General features: G+C 45.8%; 13 protein-coding genes. 7 read left to right on the top strand and 6 right to left on the bottom strand.

Annotation, left to right across the window (positions count from 1 at the left end; translation table 11 throughout):
* Positions 1–151 precede the first annotated feature (151 nt).
* The gene (ydgH, locus tag LPW36_RS13285; protein ID WP_230610366.1) at positions 152–1,105 is read left to right on the top strand and encodes a DUF1471 family protein YdgH; all 954 of its coding nucleotides are present in this window, start codon (positions 152–154) and stop codon (positions 1,103–1,105) included.
* Positions 1,106–1,319: 214 nt separating this feature from the next.
* Positions 1,320–2,714: an amino acid permease gene (locus LPW36_RS13280; protein ID WP_230610361.1), complete on the top strand. Its 1,395-nt coding sequence runs from the start codon at positions 1,320–1,322 to the stop codon at positions 2,712–2,714.
* A gap of 289 nt (positions 2,715–3,003) precedes the next feature.
* Here LPW36_RS13280 and hrpA read toward each other — a convergent pair whose 3' ends face one another.
* Positions 3,004–6,891, bottom strand: a complete 3,888-nt coding sequence (gene hrpA / locus LPW36_RS13275; RefSeq protein ID WP_230610359.1) for an ATP-dependent RNA helicase HrpA — start codon at positions 6,889–6,891, stop codon at positions 3,004–3,006.
* Between the two features lie 228 nt (positions 6,892–7,119).
* Here hrpA and LPW36_RS13270 point away from each other — a divergent pair, with 228 nt between their 5' ends.
* A complete protein-coding gene (locus tag LPW36_RS13270; RefSeq protein WP_230610357.1) occupies positions 7,120–7,725 on the top strand; it encodes an FMN-dependent NADH-azoreductase in 606 nt (201 codons plus the stop codon).
* A 70-nt stretch (positions 7,726–7,795) separates the two neighbouring features.
* Here LPW36_RS13270 and LPW36_RS13265 read toward each other — a convergent pair whose 3' ends face one another.
* From LPW36_RS13265 to LPW36_RS13255, 3 genes are read right to left on the bottom strand one after another with little or no spacing between them, the layout of a single operon-like run.
* On the bottom strand, positions 7,796–8,119 hold the full coding sequence (locus LPW36_RS13265; RefSeq protein WP_230610355.1) for a YdbL family probable chaperone protein: 324 nt from the start codon (positions 8,117–8,119) through the stop codon (positions 7,796–7,798).
* A 9-nt stretch (positions 8,120–8,128) separates the two neighbouring features.
* A complete protein-coding gene (locus LPW36_RS13260) occupies positions 8,129–8,290 on the bottom strand; it encodes a YnbE family lipoprotein (protein WP_230610387.1) in 162 nt (53 codons plus the stop codon).
* Positions 8,291–8,316: 26 nt separating this feature from the next.
* Positions 8,317–10,932 (bottom strand): YdbH family protein, encoded by a 2,616-nt coding sequence (locus LPW36_RS13255; protein ID WP_338085987.1) that lies wholly within the window; start codon positions 10,930–10,932, stop codon positions 8,317–8,319.
* 162 nt (positions 10,933–11,094) lie between these two features.
* Between LPW36_RS13255 and LPW36_RS13250 the strand changes: the two genes are divergently transcribed.
* Positions 11,095–12,081 carry a 2-hydroxyacid dehydrogenase gene (locus LPW36_RS13250; protein ID WP_230610353.1) on the top strand — a complete coding sequence of 329 codons (987 nt, stop codon included), beginning with the start codon at positions 11,095–11,097 and terminating at the stop codon, positions 12,079–12,081.
* A gap of 177 nt (positions 12,082–12,258) precedes the next feature.
* The gene (gene hslJ / locus LPW36_RS13245) at positions 12,259–12,690 is read left to right on the top strand and encodes a heat shock protein HslJ (protein WP_230610351.1); all 432 of its coding nucleotides are present in this window, start codon (positions 12,259–12,261) and stop codon (positions 12,688–12,690) included.
* A 116-nt stretch (positions 12,691–12,806) separates the two neighbouring features.
* On the opposite strand, the gene LPW36_RS13240 is transcribed toward hslJ, so the two are convergent.
* Positions 12,807–13,052, bottom strand: coding sequence for a DUF333 domain-containing protein (locus LPW36_RS13240; protein ID WP_230610350.1), 246 nt, complete (start codon positions 13,050–13,052; stop codon positions 12,807–12,809).
* Between the two features lie 600 nt (positions 13,053–13,652).
* On the opposite strand from LPW36_RS13240, the gene nifJ reads away from it, so the two are divergent.
* Complete coding sequence (nifJ, locus tag LPW36_RS13235; RefSeq protein WP_230610348.1) at positions 13,653–17,195, top strand: pyruvate:ferredoxin (flavodoxin) oxidoreductase; 3,543 nt, start codon at positions 13,653–13,655, stop codon at positions 17,193–17,195.
* A gap of 343 nt (positions 17,196–17,538) precedes the next feature.
* Here nifJ and LPW36_RS13230 read toward each other — a convergent pair whose 3' ends face one another.
* Positions 17,539–17,814 (bottom strand): IS1 family transposase, encoded by a 276-nt coding sequence (locus tag LPW36_RS13230; RefSeq protein ID WP_130591195.1) that lies wholly within the window; start codon positions 17,812–17,814, stop codon positions 17,539–17,541.
* Positions 17,815–17,881: 67 nt separating this feature from the next.
* Between LPW36_RS13230 and LPW36_RS13225 the strand changes: the two genes are divergently transcribed.
* Positions 17,882–17,954, top strand: a 73-nt coding sequence (locus tag LPW36_RS13225; RefSeq protein ID WP_338085959.1) for an IS1 family transposase, incomplete at its 3' end; no start/stop codon positions are given.

Here is a 17,954-nt window from a genome sequence, read left to right as displayed (position 1 = left end):
GCCCGATTTCTGGCACCCTAGCTATAACTTGAAATGATGAAAAATGCTAAAGCATCCCCTGTAATTCCATGACATAATCACTTACCCTTGTCGGTACTGATTTAGACATACGTTAACAAATGTTAATAATTAAGGCGTAAAGGATCCTTTTATGAAGCTGAAGACAACGCTAATTACCGCAGCCCTGCTTTCTGTAATGACTTTTTCTGCGTTTGCTGCTGAAGAACTCACCCCTGAGAAGGCTGACTCATTAGCACCTTTTGACCGAATCACCTTTTCTGGTCGCTACGATAGTATTTATGACGCTAACAAAGCAGCATCAAAGCAAGCGGATAAGCGTGGAGCATCAGCGTTCTTTGTTCGCGATATCAGTGAAATCAACAACGGTAGCAATTCACGTGTTACTGTTGATCTGTACCGTACCGATGCCCAACCAGCCGTTAAAGAAGTGAAGTACAGTGTCTATAACGGCGTTCGTGAATTACCTCGCGACGAGGCCAGCAAATTAGAGCCCTTTGATACCGTTTCTATTCGCGGCAATTTTCCTCTTCAGGACGATATCAACAGTGCTATTGGTAAACTGGCCAGTGAAAAAGGCGCTTACTCTTTCTTCATCGTCAGGCAGATTGATGCAAACCGTGGTGCTAACCAGTACATAACGGCTTTCATTTATAAGAAAGATGCGCCGGAACGTAAAATCCAGACTCAGGAAAACCCAATTCCTGCTGATTCCGAAGCAGGTAAAGCGGCACTGGCTGCTGGTGGTACAGCGGCAGCAGAAGTTGAGATTCCAAACGTCGCCTCTTCCAGCTCTTTCAGTGCCGATGTAGGCCGTTTCTTTGAAACGCAAACCAGCTCTGAAGGTTCCCGTTATACCGTGACGCTTAAAGATGGCACCAAAGTACAAATGCTAAACAACGCCACTGCCATGAAAATGACACCGTTTGATAGCATTACCTTTACGGATAACTTCAGCAACTCAGTCGAAATGTACGAACAAGTTGCTAAACGCGCGGCGGCAAAAGGTGGTAAATACTTCCACGTAACTCGCGAGTGGCAAAAAGGCAGTGGTAACACTACCGTAACGGCAGATATATTCAAATAAATCAGATTATTAAAAAAGCGGAGGGCGATAACTTATCGCCCTTTTTTATTTCTGATATTTTTACCTTATTCATCCTCTTTTTTTCGATGCATTAATCCATTGCAACGTTGGTCATCGCTACGTAGAATCAGCAAAATTTTTTAGCCAATCTGCGCTGGCACATGTGTTGCAGCCAGTCTGGTTAATTTGACCGCTCTTTATCAGGTATCTGACGTTGGAAAAAAAACTCGGCCTTACCACGCTGACTGCGCTGGTATTAAGTTCTATGCTCGGCGCTGGCATATTCAGCCTGCCACAAAATATGGCTGAGGTTGCAAGCCCGGCGGCACTACTGATTGGCTGGGCCATCACCGGTACCGGCATTCTGTTTCTGGCTTTTGCCCTGTTACTGCTTACCCGCATTCGCCCCGATCTGGACGGAGGTATATTTACTTACGCCAAAGAGGGCTTTGGTGAGCTGATTGGCTTTTGTTCTGCCTGGGGTTACTGGATTTGCGCCGTCGTAGCCAACCTCTCCTATCTGGTGATTGTGTTTGCTGCCCTGAGCTTTTTTACTGACTCTCCCGGACATGTCATTTTTGGTGAAGGTAATACCTGGCAGGCAATGCTGGGAGCTTCAGTGCTGCTATGGATAGTTCATGGCTTAATCTTACGTGGTGTACAAACCGCCGCACTGATTAACCTGATAGCCACGCTGGCTAAACTGATCCCTATTGCACTATTTATTATTCTGGCCACGCTGGCTTTCAATATTGACGTTTTCAAACTTGATTTCACTGGTGTAAATCTGGGGCAACCGGTTTGGGAGCAGGTAAAAAGTACAATGTTGATCACCCTGTGGGTGTTTATCGGGATTGAGGGTGCGGTGGTAGTTTCTGGCCGGGCCAAACATAAAGCCGACGTAGGGCGCGCGACCGTTTTAGCCGTTCTGATGGCACTTTGTGTCTACCTGCTGATTACATTGCTATCGTTAGGCGTAGTGCCTCGCGTTGAGCTGGCGGGAATGCGTAATCCATCCATGTCTGGCGTAATGGTTATGCTAATGGGGCCAATTGGCGAAATTGTAATTGCCGCAGGCTTAATTATTTCAGTCTGTGCCGCCTATCTGAGCTGGACGATTATGGCCGCTGAAGTGCCATTCTTAGCCGCCCAGCATGGTGCTTTCCCACATGCCTTTATTCATCAGAATCATAAAGGTGCCCCTTCGGCATCATTATGGTTCACCAATGGCATTATCCAGCTCAGTCTGTTGTTAATCTGGTTAACGGGAAGCAACTACAATACCCTGTTGATCATCGCTTCCGAGATGATTCTGATCCCCTATTTTTTGGTTGGTGCTTTCCTGCTAAAAGAGGCTATTCGCCGTAAGAGCATGAAGCTGGGGCTAACCGCCGCAGGAGCCAGCCTCTACGGTCTGTGGTTAATCTACGCTTCCGGTCTGGAAAATCTGTTTATGTCAGTGGTGTTATATGCACCGGGAATTCTGGTGTTTATCTATGCTCGTTATGCGGCGGTCAACAAGAAAAAACCGCTGAACATTACTGAACGCGCCATAATTGTGCTGCTGTTTGTTTTACTGGCACCGGCGTTGTGGATGACGTTATCGTAGGGATAGAATTCAATAAGGTAAAAAGACAAGATATGTCCGTATCTTTTAACTGTTGTCCCTTGACCTGCTAATTGAGTACTTGAATTCAGCTGACGACAGAGAGAGACCAGCACAACCCGCAAGGATGCGGGTTGAGGCGCAGCGGCGTCGGACAAAATTGCAGGAGCAATTTTGAACAGCACAAAGGGCCGAGCCTCATGGATGAGGCGAGTACTCCGGCTCTGCGCCGGTGCGTTAAGGCCGAACGACGGATCCACCTCACTAACCAAAGCTGAGGTGAAATGATTAGTTACACCGTCATCTTATCGATAGCCTGCTGAATACGTTTATCCGAGATGGGAGATGGCGTACCCAACTGCTGGGCAAAATAACTAACCCTTAACTCTTCTATCATCCAGCGAATTTCAGTCACTTCATCACTGAGTGGCTTATGGGGCGGAAGCTTATTCAATAACTGCTGATAGTTTTTTTGAATATGCTCAACCTTTAGCATTTGGGCGCGATCGCGATGAGGATCGATCGGTAGCTTATCAATTCTGCGCTCAATCGCCTGTAGGTAGCGGAGAATATCCGGCAATCTGTGCCAACCGCTCTCACAAACAAACCCACGATAAATAAGGCGTCCCATCTGTGCTTTAATATCTGACAACGCTAGCGCCACCGACATATCTACCCGCCCTTTAAGACGTTTATTAATGTTATGTGCTGTCGTCAGAATCTGTTCAACCTGTTTGGCAATAGCGACCACACTTTCATTTAGTTCAGCGCGAATAAACTCTTTCAGTGAATTAAAAGAGACCTCATCCCAGGCCAGACCACCGTGTTCGATAACCAGCTTATCCACGCCACAGGCAATACAGTCATCAATTAAGTCCAGCACTTTACCAAATGGATTAAAATAGAGACCCAGTTTGGCTTTATTCGGTAACTTCTCGTGCAAATACTTAACCGGCGACGGAATATTAAGCAGTAACAACCTGCGAGTTCCTTGCCACATCACCTGCTGCTGTTCCTGCTCGGTTTCAAACAGCTGAATCCCGACGCTATCTTTTTCATCGGTTAATGCCGGATAGGCCTTAACTGAATACCCTCCGCGTTTTTGTTCAAAACGTTTAGGTAATGAGCCAAAGGACCAGACATGAAGCCCGGTTTGTTCAATGCCGTCATCAGCAACGGCCGACAGCGTTTGTTGAACTTCACCTTTAAGCTGACGCTTTAATTGAGGTAGCTCTTTACCTTCTGCCAGCATTTTGCTTTTGTCATCAATCACCCGGAAAGTAATTTTAAGATGATCGGGGATCTGATCTAATTGCCATGATTCACGTGACACTGTCACACCAGTCATTAAGCGAAGTTCCCTTTCCAGCGAATCTAACAGACTCATTTCCTGCGGTTTTGCCCTTTGCAGGAAGGCTTCGGCATAGTTCGGTGCAGGAACAAAATTACGGCGTATTGGTTTTGGTAATGACTTAATCAGTGCAATAACCAAATCCCGGCGCAGCCCCGGAATTTGCCAGTCAAACCCCTCTTCCTGCACCTGATTAAGAATGGGTAAGGGAATATGAATCGTAACCCCATCCGCATTCGCTCCGATTTCAAACTGATAGGTAACCCGCAACTTCAGATTACCCTGATACCAGCTATTCGGGTAATCCTGAGCGCTGATTTTGCTGGCACCCTCTTTAATCAGCATCGATTTTTCGAAATTAAGTAATTCCGGCTGCTGACGGGAGGTATTTCTCCACCAGGTATCAAAATGGCGGCTGGAAACCACCTCCTCACCAATACGGCGGTCATAGAAATTAAACAGCGTCTCATCATCCACCAGAATATCGCGGCGGCGTGATTTATTTTCCAGCTCTTCAACTTCAGACATCAAACGCAGATTGGCTTTAAAGAATGGATGACGGGTTTGCCACTCTCCTTCAACTAACGCATGGCGAATAAACAGCTCACGGCTCAAAACCGGGTCAATAGCGCCATACTGAACTTTGCGTTCATTCACAATCGGCAGGCCAAACAGCGTCACTTTCTCGCTGGCAATGACCGCGCCCTGAGCCTTCTCCCAGTGAGGATCGCTGTAAGCATGTTTAATCAGATGCTGCGCCAGCGGTTCGATCCATTCAGGTTCCAGTCGGGCAGCGATTCGCCCCCACAGCCGGGTGGTTTCTACCAGTTCGGCTACCATTACCCATTTCGGTGGCTTTTTAAACAAACCAGAGCCGGGGAAAATAGAGAATCGGGCATTACGGGCACCGGTAAACTCGTGCTTATCCATATCTTTTTGGCCAATATGGGATAACAGACCGGAAAGCAGCGCAGTATGCACTTCCCGGTATTCAGCCGGCGTGCTGTTAACCGGGAATCCCAGCTCTTTTACCACCTGCCGCAGTTGGGTATAAACATCCTGCCATTCGCGTACCCGCAGGTAGTTAAGGAAATCCCCTTTACAGAGCTTACGGAACTGGGATGAAGATAACGCATCCTGCTGCTCTCCCAGATAATTCCACAGATTAACAAAGGCCAGAAAGTCTGAATCTTTATCAATAAATCGACGATGTTTTTCATCCGACGCCTGCTGTTTTTCCAGTGGACGTTCACGGGGATCCTGAATCGATAACGCCGAAGTAATAATCATCACTTCGCGCACGCAGCCATTCTTCTGCCCTTCAATCACCATACGCGCTAAACGCGGATCGATCGGCAGTTGGGCCAGTTGACGACCAACCGGCGTAAGATGCCCTTTGCCCTGATCGTTGTGTTCAATGGCACCCAGCTCTTTCAGTAATCGTACACCATCCTGAATATTGCGCTTATCTGGCGCTTCAACAAACGGGAATGCAGCGATATCACCCAGCCCAATAGCGGTCATCTGCAAAATAACCGAGGCCAGATTAGTACGAAGAATTTCCGGATCGGTAAATTCCGGCCGGGAAAGAAAATCCTGCTCGGAATAGAGACGAATACAGATACCATTTGATACCCGGCCGCACCGCCCTTTACGCTGGTTGGCGGAGGCCTGAGAAACCGGTTCTATTGGCAGGCGCTGAACTTTGGTTCTGGCACTGTAACGGCTAATACGGGCAGTCCCCGGATCGATAACATACTTAATTCCCGGTACGGTCAGCGAGGTTTCTGCTACGTTCGTTGCCAGTACAATACGGCGACCGGTATGGGATTGAAACACTTTATTCTGGTCGTTATTCGACAGACGGGCATACAAGGGTAAAATTTCCGTATGCGCCAGCTCCTGCTTATTTAACGCATCTGCCGTATCACGAATTTCACGTTCACCACTCATAAACACCAGGATATCTCCCGGAGCTTCATGCATCAGTTCATCAACCGCATCCAGAATCGCCTGAGTCTGATCCCGTTCACTGTCATCCGCATCTTCTACGATCGGTCGATAACGAACTTCTACCGGATAGGTCCGGCCCGAAACCTCAATCACCGGTGCATGATTAAAATGACGGGAAAAACGCTGGGGATCGATGGTTGCTGAAGTGATAATAACTTTCAGATCCGGGCGTTTCGGCAATAGCTGGCGCAAATAGCCCAGAATAAAATCAATATTCAGGCTACGTTCGTGGGCTTCATCGATAATGATGGTGTCGTACTGGCTTAATAAGCGGTCCTGCTGTATTTCTGCCAGCAAAATACCATCGGTCATCAGCTTAACCAGCGTATTGTCGCTAATTTTATCGTTAAACCGAACCTTATAACCAACTGCCGCTCCGAGCGTTACGCTTAATTCATCAGCAATACGCCCGGCAACAGTACGGGCCGCCAATCGTCTTGGTTGGGTATGCCCAATAATTCCCTTAATTCCCCGCCCCAGCTCAAGGCAAAGTTTAGGTATCTGTGTGGTTTTACCCGAGCCGGTTTCACCGGCAATAATTACCACCTGATGGTCACGAATAGCCGCCAGCAGTTGATCTTTTTTCTGGCTAACCGGCAAGTTTTCCGGATAGCTAATGGCCGGGCAAGCGGCCTTACGGTTCGCTACCCGCTGCAAACCACTCTGAATGTCTGATTTAATTTCTGCCGCAATTAATGATAATTTTTCATCATTAGTAATTTTACGTGCACCGTCTAAACGGCGACGCAGCCGCTTCTGATCGCGCAACATTAAATGCCGGATTTGACCGGATAATGCGGCTAGTGGGGATTTCACTGTCTTGAATCCTGTGCTGAATAAACTGATATGGACCATTGATGGTTCTGTTACTGATTATATTACCACAAACCTGATTTATAAGCGGATAAGTCGCTTTGTTATGTTGTTCAAAAAATTAGAACAAGATTATCTAATTATTACGCTATCAAATTGAAGCCGGGCCGAATATGATGTATTGCATCACGGGGGCACCCTGTTATTGATCAACATAAACAAGGAATTATCATGAGTAAGGTTTTAGTCATTAAATCAAGCATTCTTTCTGGTTATTCTCAGTCAAATATTTTAGCTGATTTCTTTGTCGAAAAATGGAAACAAGAACACCCGTCTGACATTGTTACCTTACGTGATCTGGCTGCTAATCCTGTTCCTGTATTAGATGGTGAACTGGTTGGTGCCATGCGTCCATCCGATAAGCCAATGACTACCCGTCAACAAGAAGCGCTGGCACTGTCTGATGAACTGATTGCTGAACTGCAAGGTAATGACGTTATTGTTATTGGTGCACCAATGTATAACTTCAATATCTCTACTCAGTTAAAAAACTATTTTGACCTGATTGCTCGCGCTGGCGTAACTTTCCGTTACACCGAAAAAGGTCCTGAAGGTTTGGTAACCGGCAAGAAAGTTTATATTTTAACCAGCCGTGGCGGTATTCATAAAGACTCCCCAACTGACCTGGTAGCCCCTTATCTGAAACTCTTTCTGGGCTTCATTGGTATTACCGATGTTGAGTTTGTCTATCAGGAAGGCGTCGCTTATGGCCCTGAAGTGGCCCAAAAAGCACAAGAAGATGCGAAATCCTTTATTCAGCAATACGTTACTGCCTGATAATTATGCTTCTCTCATTATGCCAAAGCCCCTTAATCAGGGGCTTTGGTCACTGAATCAATGGGCAATATTACTTCTTAAGCCACTGTCCATTAATACCTTTCACGTACTCTCCTGCCTCTGCCCGGTTCACTAATTTTTGCCCGGTCATTTTAGCAACATCATTCAGACTCACGTTATTCTCTGTCGCTACCGATTTATACTGTTCAGTACGTGCCTGATTGATCTTATCCGTTAGTTTCTGTGCTTCCGCCGTTGGTTTAACTGGTGCGATATAACCACTGAGCGTTTCACCAACCAGCCCCTGCTGTTTTGCTTCTTTTAGGGTTAACGCACTGGCAGTCACGCTAAACAGCAGTACCGTGGCAAATAATCCGGTATTGATGAGTTTCATTACCACTCCTTAAAAAATATCGGATTGAGTTTTCAGCATTTTTTCCACGTCTTTATCGACTTTAATATGAATCTCATGCTCAATTTTGACGTTCATATTGATCACAATAGGTTCTGTTGATGGTGCAATCTCAATTCTTGGAACGCAGCCGCTAAGAGCAAAGGCCGTCATCACCGCTAACCATCCAAATTTATTCACTAATTCTGCTCCTTCGGTAATGAGAAGATCTGTTGCAGATTGTCCTGCAAATTATCGCCAAACCGCAGGCTACGCCATAGCTGGAAAATATCTTCTTCATGATGATAATTGAGTTTTACTAAACGTTCAGCATTCTTGGTTGGATTAAACCCCTCAATCTGCGCATCCATGGTCAATAGCCCCAGATTACTCACGTTAACATCTGCTCTGGAACGACGGATCTCCATATAACGCAGCCAATCCATAATGTCACCGGTTGCCATATTGTCATCGCCGATCGCCTGTACCATATCTTGATCCAGACGCAGGGTGAGATCTTTACTGTTTTCTATCCAACCGCCTTTTACCAACCATTCAGGATGATTCAAATACAGCGGCAATTCGCCATCCACCTTACCAGACATGGTAAATTGCTTCGGTTTTAAAATGGTAAATAATTCACTGAGGTCTATTCCTTTAACCGTAAGAATTGCCGGATCTTTCTGCGGTAATCTGAGCTGTTGAATTCCAATATGCCCCTGAAGCATATCCACCCCTACATTGGTTAACCGCAAAGGCTGGCGTTCCGTATGGGGGTAATACCCTTGTAAATCAGCGGTAATATTACTCATATCAAACAGATTATTGAGTTTTTTCACTCTTAGCTTAACCGGAGATTGTGGCCCTAACTGCCATATCTGGTCCTTCAAACGATATGACATGACGAAATCAAGTCCGCTTAGCTCGCCATCTTTTAACCACATTCCGCCATCTTTCACTACCATATGACCACCCGCCTCAATTCCTTGTGTTTCAGAAATTGAGAACGCAGATTGCGCATACAGCGTACCTTTGCGAATTTTAAAACCAAGGTCGGGAGCCAGTAAGGTCTGGAAAACGTCCAGCGACTGTTCAGGCCACCAGCCTTCTCCACGGATTCGTTCACCATCCCAACGGCCACTCAATTTTATTGGACCAATTTTCTTAGTACTGAGATCGCCCTTCCACTGGAAGTTTGCCGGATCCTGTCCAAAGAACTGGATATTCAGGGTAGACGGTGGCAAATAACCGCCACTGCCAAATTCAACTTTTTGCGCCTGTAACTGCCATCCGGCATGATACTGACCTTCAGCACGGTTCCAGCTTAGTGGTTCTGCTAGAATTAATCTGGGTCTATTTACCTTAACTTGTCCATAAACCAAATGATTAAATCCGGTTGATAGCGTTTGCAGATTAATCTGGCTGTCAATCCATTCCCCTTTACCGGACATATCCCATTTGGCTTTCATTGGTGGCATATCGCCATTGCCCCAGAAGTTCCACTCCCAGTGGCCTTGATCGAGCCAGAAATCCCGAGAGCGGCCATCTAAATGCAGTTTATATTTCCCCCAGTAACGGTGGCTGGCATTAATGATGGTTTGCAAACGTCCACTGACGCCTTTGTCCGTGACCGTTATCCCCGCTAAAGGGAATCGGGCTTCCTGTAAATAGATATCCGGAGTTACGGCTCCAGTTACCCGCAATAAAGATCCGGACAATAAATCAAGGGTAGGATTCGCGATAGTTCCCGATAGCTTGCCGGGAATCGTAGTATATAAAGAGAGCTGTTCTTCATTCATCTTGCCGGTAAGCTGAAAGTTTAAGTCGCTATCTTTCAGACTAATTTTCCCCGGCGCAAAAGTTAATACTGCGTTTCCTTTACCGGCGCTGCCTTGAGTAACCACATTCAACCGCGCTTCAATATTGGCTTCATGATAGTCACTGCTCCAGTCTGTAAGCGTCATACTAATGCCGCCGGTAAATAGCTGAGAAGCGTAAGGCCAGCGCCATTGACCCTGACTTACCACCAGACGTTTCCCCTCCAGCGTCCAGGGAACATCCAGTAAGCTCGCTTTCTCACCCTGTGGCGTTACCATCAGGTGACCATCCCGCTGCTGCCAGTTCAGTTTTAGCTGTAAAGGTTTATCCACGTAGGTGGTAACAAACTCGCCATCAATATTCCCCTGTTCCGGTATGGCGTCCAGACTAACGGGAACCTGTATTTCACCATTTAACTGAATGACATCATCACTATCCGGAATATGCAGACTCAGCGACTCCAGCGTCAACATCTGCCGATCGTTTAATAACACTACACCGGAGAGCAAATTCCCCTTAGCGCTAAAACGCTGGCCCTGCTTATTGCTGGTTAGATCAACCCGCCCCGAGTAGGACTGCCATGGTGTAATACTCAGGCGATCGAGGGAGAGAGAAAAAGCAGGCAGCTGTTTTTGAATAGCAGCAACGGACAAGGGTGTATCTTCAACCGTCGGCGTCTCCTGAGTCGTTAACTTTTCCAGACAATGGGTATCGATATCCAGGGAATTGCCGTGCAGCTTCCACTGCCCGTTTTGATAAATCAGCGTCAGTGGACCGGCATCCGCCAGAAAACAGTCCTGCGCCAGAAACTGGATACCGTTTAAAGAAATTCCGCGCTTGATTAACTGTGGGGGATGGGTAAATATCAGCTGTGTACCTGTCGGTAACCACAGGCTGGCAACTTTAGGTAGCCACGTTGAGATCGTTGTCCATAACGTCATTAATGACAATATAACTATGGTCACAACAATCAGAACGTATTTAATAAAGCGACCTATTACCACGCCTAAGCTACCCCGGAACGCGAATCAGGCGGAAAATATAGCATATTAATAATATTGGCTAAACTGATTCTAACGTTGGTTATTAACTATATCGTTAAATTGTTCTGATGCCCGATCTCTGATAAATTAATTTTATAATTCTGGTGGAGATATGTGATGAAAGTTGCTATTTACAGCACAAAACAATACGACAGAAAGTATCTTGAAGTTGCTAATGAACGTTTTAATATCAATCTCGAATTCTTTGATTTCAAACTCAGCTTACAAACCGCCAAAACTGCCGAAGGTTGTGAAGCCGTCTGTATTTTCGTTAATGATGATGGAAGCCGTCCGGTGCTTGAGGAGTTAGCGAAATCAGGTGTCAAAATTATAGCATTACGCTGTGCCGGATTTAACAATGTCGATCTTGATGCGGCTAAAGTGTTGGGGTTACAGGTAGTTCGCGTTCCGGCCTATTCCCCTGAAGCCGTCGCCGAACACGCGATTGGATTAATGATGAGTCTTAATCGCCGTATTCATCGTGCCTACCAAAGAACCCGCGATGCCAACTTCTCCCTCGAGGGATTAATTGGCTTTAATATGCATAATCGTACCGCTGGTATCATTGGTACCGGAAAAATCGGCATTGCCACCATGCGGATTTTAAAAGGATTTGGGATGCGTTTGCTGGCATTTGATCCTTATCCATCACCACAGGCTCTTGATTTAGGTGCTGAATACGTCGATTTGAAAACCCTTTATGCACGTTCAGATGTTATCTCTCTGCATTGCCCATTAACGCCGGAAAACCATCACCTGCTGAATGCCGCCGCCTTTGAACAAATGAAAGATGGTGTGATGATTATTAATACCAGCCGTGGCGGTTTAATTGATTCCCCTGCGGCCATCGAGGCATTGAAAAAGCAAAAAATCGGATCGTTAGGCATGGACGTTTATGAAAACGAAAGAGATCTGTTTTTTGAAGATAAATCAAACGATGTGATTCAGGATGATGTATTCCGTCGCTTATCTTCCTGTCACAACGTACTGTTTACCGGCCATCAGGCATTTTTAACCGAAGAGGCGTTATTAAGCATCTCTGAAACTACACTTCAGAATATTCAGCAGTTAGCGCACCAGCAACCTTGCCCTAATTTACTGTAATAATCGTCTGTTTTATAACCGGTAGTCACAATATTATGTGAACTACCGGTAAATCATTGTAAATCCCTATTTACTCTCATATTTAATATGATAAAACACATTCAATTTTAAACCGATCAAATAGCAACACATTGATTATCTGATCAATTTCCATGTAATAACTTTCCGGGGATTATAATGAAAATAACATTACCTTTTATTATTTCAGCCGTCTTACTTAGCGGCTGCACGTTAACGGATGGTAGTACAGTAAAAGAGAGTGATTTACTGCATCATAACTTTATTCTGACCAGCGTCGACGGCAAGAGTATGGCTGATACCACCAAAGAAAAACGTCCATTAAATATTGAGTTTGACGAGAATATGCATATCAGTGGCGCTATGTGTAACCGTTTTATGGGGCAGGCAACGCTGAAAAACGGCGTATTAACCGCGAAACAGTTGGCTTCTACCCGAATGGCTTGTCTTGATGAACAAGTTAGCCAGTTGGATCAGGTTATTGCTACCACGTTGAACAACGGTGCTAAAGTGACATTGGATCAGGGAGTATTAACCTTACGTTCAGCACAACATACGCTGACTTATAAACTCAGTGACTGGGTTAAATAATATTCGCGCTAACTGCCTGGATTAAATAATAAAAAACCGGAAAAGAGCCTGTCTCGCCTTTCCGGTTTTTCTAAATCAATCGGCAAGATACCGATTTCAACTAATAGATCGCCTGCTTAATAACGTTTACCGTTTGAAAGCTGACAGTTACTCACTACGCTACCATCCAGATTATGAGAAGTGGTTGGCATTCCCCCCATACTATTGCAGTTGGCTAAGGCCATTTCATCCATCGGTGCTGCTCTGGCAGCTTCTTCGGTGATCATTGATTTATGGGGTAATAACCTCACCTGATCGGGCTGACTACTACACCCAGCTAATAAAAGCACGCCAAATGCAGCCAGACAGATTTTTCCCTTCATGTTTACCTCTGTAATTGTATTTTTCAGCCAAGAAAACCACCTGCTGCGATGGTTTGATTAAATTTGACCAGAAATCAACCTGAAATTAATATTCTGATTACCTTATTTCGCATTTTTTGTAATAACTTATACGTTTAATCAAGTTATTATACTGGCGCTAATTAGTTAGCGATCCACTGCTTTTCAGTTAATCTGACTGAGTTCTTTACCAGCGCCATTTGCGCTGGTTTTTTTTATTTGTTTTTGCATAATCGGTGTAAACCGAAAAACTAGCGCGTTCAGGGCACTGGCTCACAATTTCAATAATTATATTTAGCGTATACCGCGTTAATAGTCCAGCACCGAAGCCATATTCTGGAGGTTTCCCCCCAATATTAAAAGAGGGAACTTTCCCGTCCCTGCGTATTAGTAATAATAACTATCATTATTTTCTGTCACAGAATGTAATAACACACAAAACAACAGCTGCCCGGACTATCTAATCTGATATGATGAGTTGCAATTTCGGAAGATAAAAAATCATTAATAACTATCCAATGTGTTTATTGTTACTCAGGTCTTTAGCCTGAGAGAGCCAATGTCAATAAAGGTATTGAGTCTATGATTACTACCGATGGTAACAGTGCGGTTGCCTCCGTGGCGTATCGTTCCAACGAAGTTATCGCCATTTATCCCATCACTCCCAGTTCAACCATGGCCGAACAGGCTAATGATTGGTCTGAATATAGTACGAAAAACGTTTGGGGCGATGTCCCTCGCGTTATGGAAATGCAATCCGAAGCCGGCGCTATCGCCACTGTACATGGTTCGCTGCAAACGGGGGCATTAGCCACCTCCTTCACCTCATCGCAGGGATTATTATTAATGATCCCAACTCTATATAAGCTGGCCGGTGAGCTGACCCCTTTTGTATTGCATGTTGCAGCCCGAACCGTTGCCACCCATGCACTGTCTATTTTTGGCGACCATTCTGACGTTATGGCCGTTCGTCAAACCGGCTGTGCAATGCTATGTGCCAGCTCGGTACAGGAAGCTCAGGACTTTGCCCTGATCTCACAAATGGCGACGTTAAACAGTCGGATTCCGTTTATCCATTTCTTTGATGGATTCCGTACCTCCCATGAAATTAATAAGATTGTTCCCATCAGCGATGACTGTATTCGTCAGCTATTGCCGATGGAGATGATCAGTGCTCATCGCAAACGCGCATTAACACCGGATAATCCGGCGATCAGAGGAACTTCAGCCAACCCGGATACTTATTTTCAGTGTCGGGAAGCGGCCAATCCCTGGTATGACCAAACTTACCAGCATGTAGCCAACGCGATGCTGGCCTTTGAACAGCAAACCGGTCGTCACTATCAACCTTTTGAGTATTATGGTCATCCTCAGGCGGATAGCGTGATAATCCTGATGGGTTCTGCCTGTGGCACCGCCGAAGAGACTATCGATACCCTACTGACCCGCGGCGAAAAAGTCGGCATGCTAAAGGTTCGGCTGTATCGTCCTTTCTCTGCTGAACACTTGCTCAAACAGTTGCCAGAGAGCGTAACCCGAATCGCCGTGCTTGATAGAACCAAAGAGCCCGGCGCTCTGGCTGAACCACTCTATCTTGATATTATGACGGCGCTGGCAGAAGCATTTTCCCGTGGAGAGCGGGATAGGTTACCGCAAGTGATTGGCGGCCGTTATGGCCTCTCTTCTAAAGAATTTGCCCCTGAATGTGTACTGGCAATTTTTAAAGAGTTAACGCTGGACAAACCCCGTCCACGTTTTACCGTTGGTATTTTTGATGATATTACCGGTCTGTCATTACCGCTGAGTGATGATGCTATTCCACAAAAAGCCTCTCTGGAAGCGCTGTTCTTTGGACTTGGTAGCGACGGTACTGTTTCTGCCACTAAAAACAACATCAAAATTATTGGTAATGGTACGTCACTTCATGCCCAGGGTTACTTTGTTTATGACTCCAAAAAGGCCGGTGGTTTAACCGTTTCTCACCTGAGGGTTAGCGATTCCCCAATACATTCTGCTTACCTTATTTCTCAGGCTGACTTTATTGGCTGTCATCAAAATCAGTTTATCGACAAATACCAAATGGTAGAAAAACTGAAGCCTGACGGGACTTTTCTGTTAAATACGCCCTATAACAAAGATGAAATCTGGCAGCGTTTGCCACGGGACGTTCAGGCTTTACTGCATCAACGTAACGCGCGTCTGTTTATTATTAATGCGGCGAAAATTGCCAGAGAATGTCATTTGGCCAGCCGAATTAATACGGTTATGCAAATGGCCTTTTTCCATCTGACCCAAATCATTCCCGGTGATGTTGCACTGCAACAGCTGCGGGATGCCATTGCTAAAAGCTATAGCGCCAAGGGTCAGGATATTGTTGAAAATAACTGGCAGGCACTGGATGCTACTATTAGCGCGCTGGAGGAAATCCCTCTACAGCCCGTTAATCCACAAAGCCCAATGCGTCCACCGGTGGTTGCTGACAACGCACCTGATTTTGTAAAAACCGTAACCGCAGCGATGCTGGCTGGCTTGGGCGATGCGCTGCCGGTATCGGCCTTTCCACCAGATGGAACCTGGCCTTCAGGCACCACCCGCTGGGAAAAACGCAATATTGCAGAAGCGATCCCCATTTGGGAAGCGCCGCTATGTACCCAGTGTAATCACTGTGTTGCAGCCTGCCCTCATTCAGCTATTCGCGCCAAAGTCGTTTCACCAGAAATTTTCGCCGATGCGCCGGACGATCTGCAATCATTAGATGTTAAATCAAAAGACATGCGCGGGCAGAAATATGTTCTGCAAGTGGCACCGGAAGATTGTACCGGTTGTAATCTGTGTGTAGAGGTCTGTCCGGCTAAAGATCGCCAAAATCCAGAGATTAAAGCGATTAATATGAAGTCCCGCCTGGATAATCTTGACGTTGAAAAACGCCACTACGATTACTTCCTGCAACTGCCGGAAATTGATAAGAGTAAGATTGAGCGTATTGATATTCGAACCTCTCAACTGATTACTCCGCTGTTTGAATATTCCGGAGCCTGTTCCGGCTGCGGTGAAACACCTTATATTAAGCTATTAACTCAGTTGTATGGCGATCGACTGCTGATTGCTAATGCTACCGGCTGCTCCTCTATTTATGGCGGTAACCTGCCAAGTACCCCATATACCAAAAACGCAGAGGGTCGCGGTCCGGCATGGGCAAACTCACTGTTTGAAGATAACGCCGAGTTTGGTCTTGGCTTCCGCCTGACGGTCGATCAACATCGCGATCGGGCATTAAGACTGATAAATCAGCTGGCACCACAGTTACCTGATGCGCTTATCACCGAACTGCAAGCTTCTGATATCAGCGTTGAGCAGCGCCGTGAACAGATTGTACAGCTACGAACGCTGCTGGCAGATATCGATTCACCAGAGGCTAAAGAATTATCCGACAGTGCCGATTATCTGGTGGATAAATCCATCTGGCTGATTGGCGGCGATGGCTGGGCGTATGATATTGGATTTGGTGGCCTTGACCATGTGATGAGCTTGACGGAAAACGTCAATATTCTGGTACTGGATACTCAGTGTTACTCCAATACTGGCGGTCAGCAATCCAAAGCAACACCTATCGGTGCCGTCACCAAATTTGCTGAACGTGGTAAGCGTAAGGGACGTAAAGACCTTGGGGTAAGCATCATGATGTATGGTCATGTTTATGTTGCCCAAATCTCTTTAGGGGCTCAGTTAAACCAAACGGTAAAAGCAATTCAGGAAGCGGAAGCCTATCCGGGCCCATCCCTGATTATTGCTTACAGCCCGTGTGAGGAGCATGGTTACGATCTGGCATTTAGTCACGACCAGATGAAACAATTAACCACTGCCGGTTTCTGGCCGCTATATCGTTTCGACCCTCGTCGCATTGAAGAGAATAAGCCAGGCTTAACGCTTGATTCCCGTCCACCTTCTGATGGTCTGGCCTCTGCACTGTTAAAAGAGCAGCGCTTCCGCCGTTTGAATACTATGGAACCAGACGTAGCCTCAGCGTTACACGCTCAGGCTGAAAAAGAGGTTCAGAGCCGTTATAACTTACTTAGTCTGCTGGCAGGAAAAACGGTAGAAAAAGCGGACTCTGAACCAGAGTAAATAAAGAATAATCGGCGGCAATATAAAAAATAAAGCACCCCTCGCGGGTAATGCTTGTCAGTTAAGCTTTTGAAGAGAGCCGCAATGGATAACGTTACGGCCTCTTTCTTACTAAAGCCTGACTAAGTAACATAAAAAGATCCGTAATCTCTGAAGATTACGGATTCTTACACAACGGTTGAATCGCTCAAGTGACCCTTAACCGATCGGCATTACCCGCGAGGGGTGCTTTATTTTTAATTAACCAAATAAAAATTTATTTAAGAATGCCGTCTAATTTTCAATAAAAGGACAAAGTCACCTGACAGGCTAAATACATCGCACTAAATAATAACGATAAGAATTAGCTTATTCCTTCCGCCGTCTTCAAATAGCGCATTACCGTGTTGAGTCCAACTTTCAGTGTTCTGCTGGTCTGTCGTATTCCCGCGCCTTGAGAAGCCATTTCAATAATTTTTTCTTTCATTCCTGGCTGATGAGCTCGATACAAATAAGACAACTGAAATGTTCTTCTGCAACTATTGCAATAGTAACGTGGGTAACCTCCACGCCCTTTACCATGTTTTCTGACCGGTTTTGTCTCATTACAATGGCGACATGCGACTTCAATAGTGACCATTTTCCATCTCCTTTTGGGTCGTGACGCATATTTAGTGTTGTGGTATTCTTCGCCCTTTGGATGATTGATGGCAAAGATTGATGTAGTTTGTCCCCGCTGTTCTGAAACGAGTGATGTGATCCGAAACGGTCATTCCACCT

This window comes from Limnobaculum eriocheiris, assembly GCF_021010575.1.
In the GTDB taxonomy this organism is placed as follows: domain Bacteria; phylum Pseudomonadota; class Gammaproteobacteria; order Enterobacterales; family Enterobacteriaceae; genus Limnobaculum; species Limnobaculum eriocheiris.
Note: the sequence above shows the minus strand (reverse complement) of the source record. Positions and strands in the feature narration are given on the sequence as shown.

What these genes read in the sequence shown, in the direction of transcription:
- ydgH (WP_230610366.1), top strand. Translation starts at nt 152, where the DNA reads ATGAAGCTGAAGACAACGCTAATTACCGCAGCCCTGCTTTCTGTAATG.
- LPW36_RS13250 (WP_230610353.1), top strand. Translation starts at nt 11,095, where the DNA reads ATGAAAGTTGCTATTTACAGCACAAAACAATACGACAGAAAGTATCTT.
- LPW36_RS13265 (WP_230610355.1), bottom strand. Translation starts at nt 8,119, where the DNA reads ATGAAACTCATCAATACCGGATTATTTGCCACGGTACTGCTGTTTAGC.
- hslJ (WP_230610351.1), top strand. Translation starts at nt 12,259, where the DNA reads ATGAAAATAACATTACCTTTTATTATTTCAGCCGTCTTACTTAGCGGC.
- LPW36_RS13230 (WP_130591195.1), bottom strand. Translation starts at nt 17,814, where the DNA reads ATGGTCACTATTGAAGTCGCATGTCGCCATTGTAATGAGACAAAACCG.
- LPW36_RS13270 (WP_230610357.1), top strand. Translation starts at nt 7,120, where the DNA reads ATGAGTAAGGTTTTAGTCATTAAATCAAGCATTCTTTCTGGTTATTCT.
- LPW36_RS13240 (WP_230610350.1), bottom strand. Translation starts at nt 13,052, where the DNA reads ATGAAGGGAAAAATCTGTCTGGCTGCATTTGGCGTGCTTTTATTAGCT.
- LPW36_RS13260 (WP_230610387.1), bottom strand. Translation starts at nt 8,290, where the DNA reads ATGACGGCCTTTGCTCTTAGCGGCTGCGTTCCAAGAATTGAGATTGCA.
- nifJ (WP_230610348.1), top strand. Translation starts at nt 13,653, where the DNA reads ATGATTACTACCGATGGTAACAGTGCGGTTGCCTCCGTGGCGTATCGT.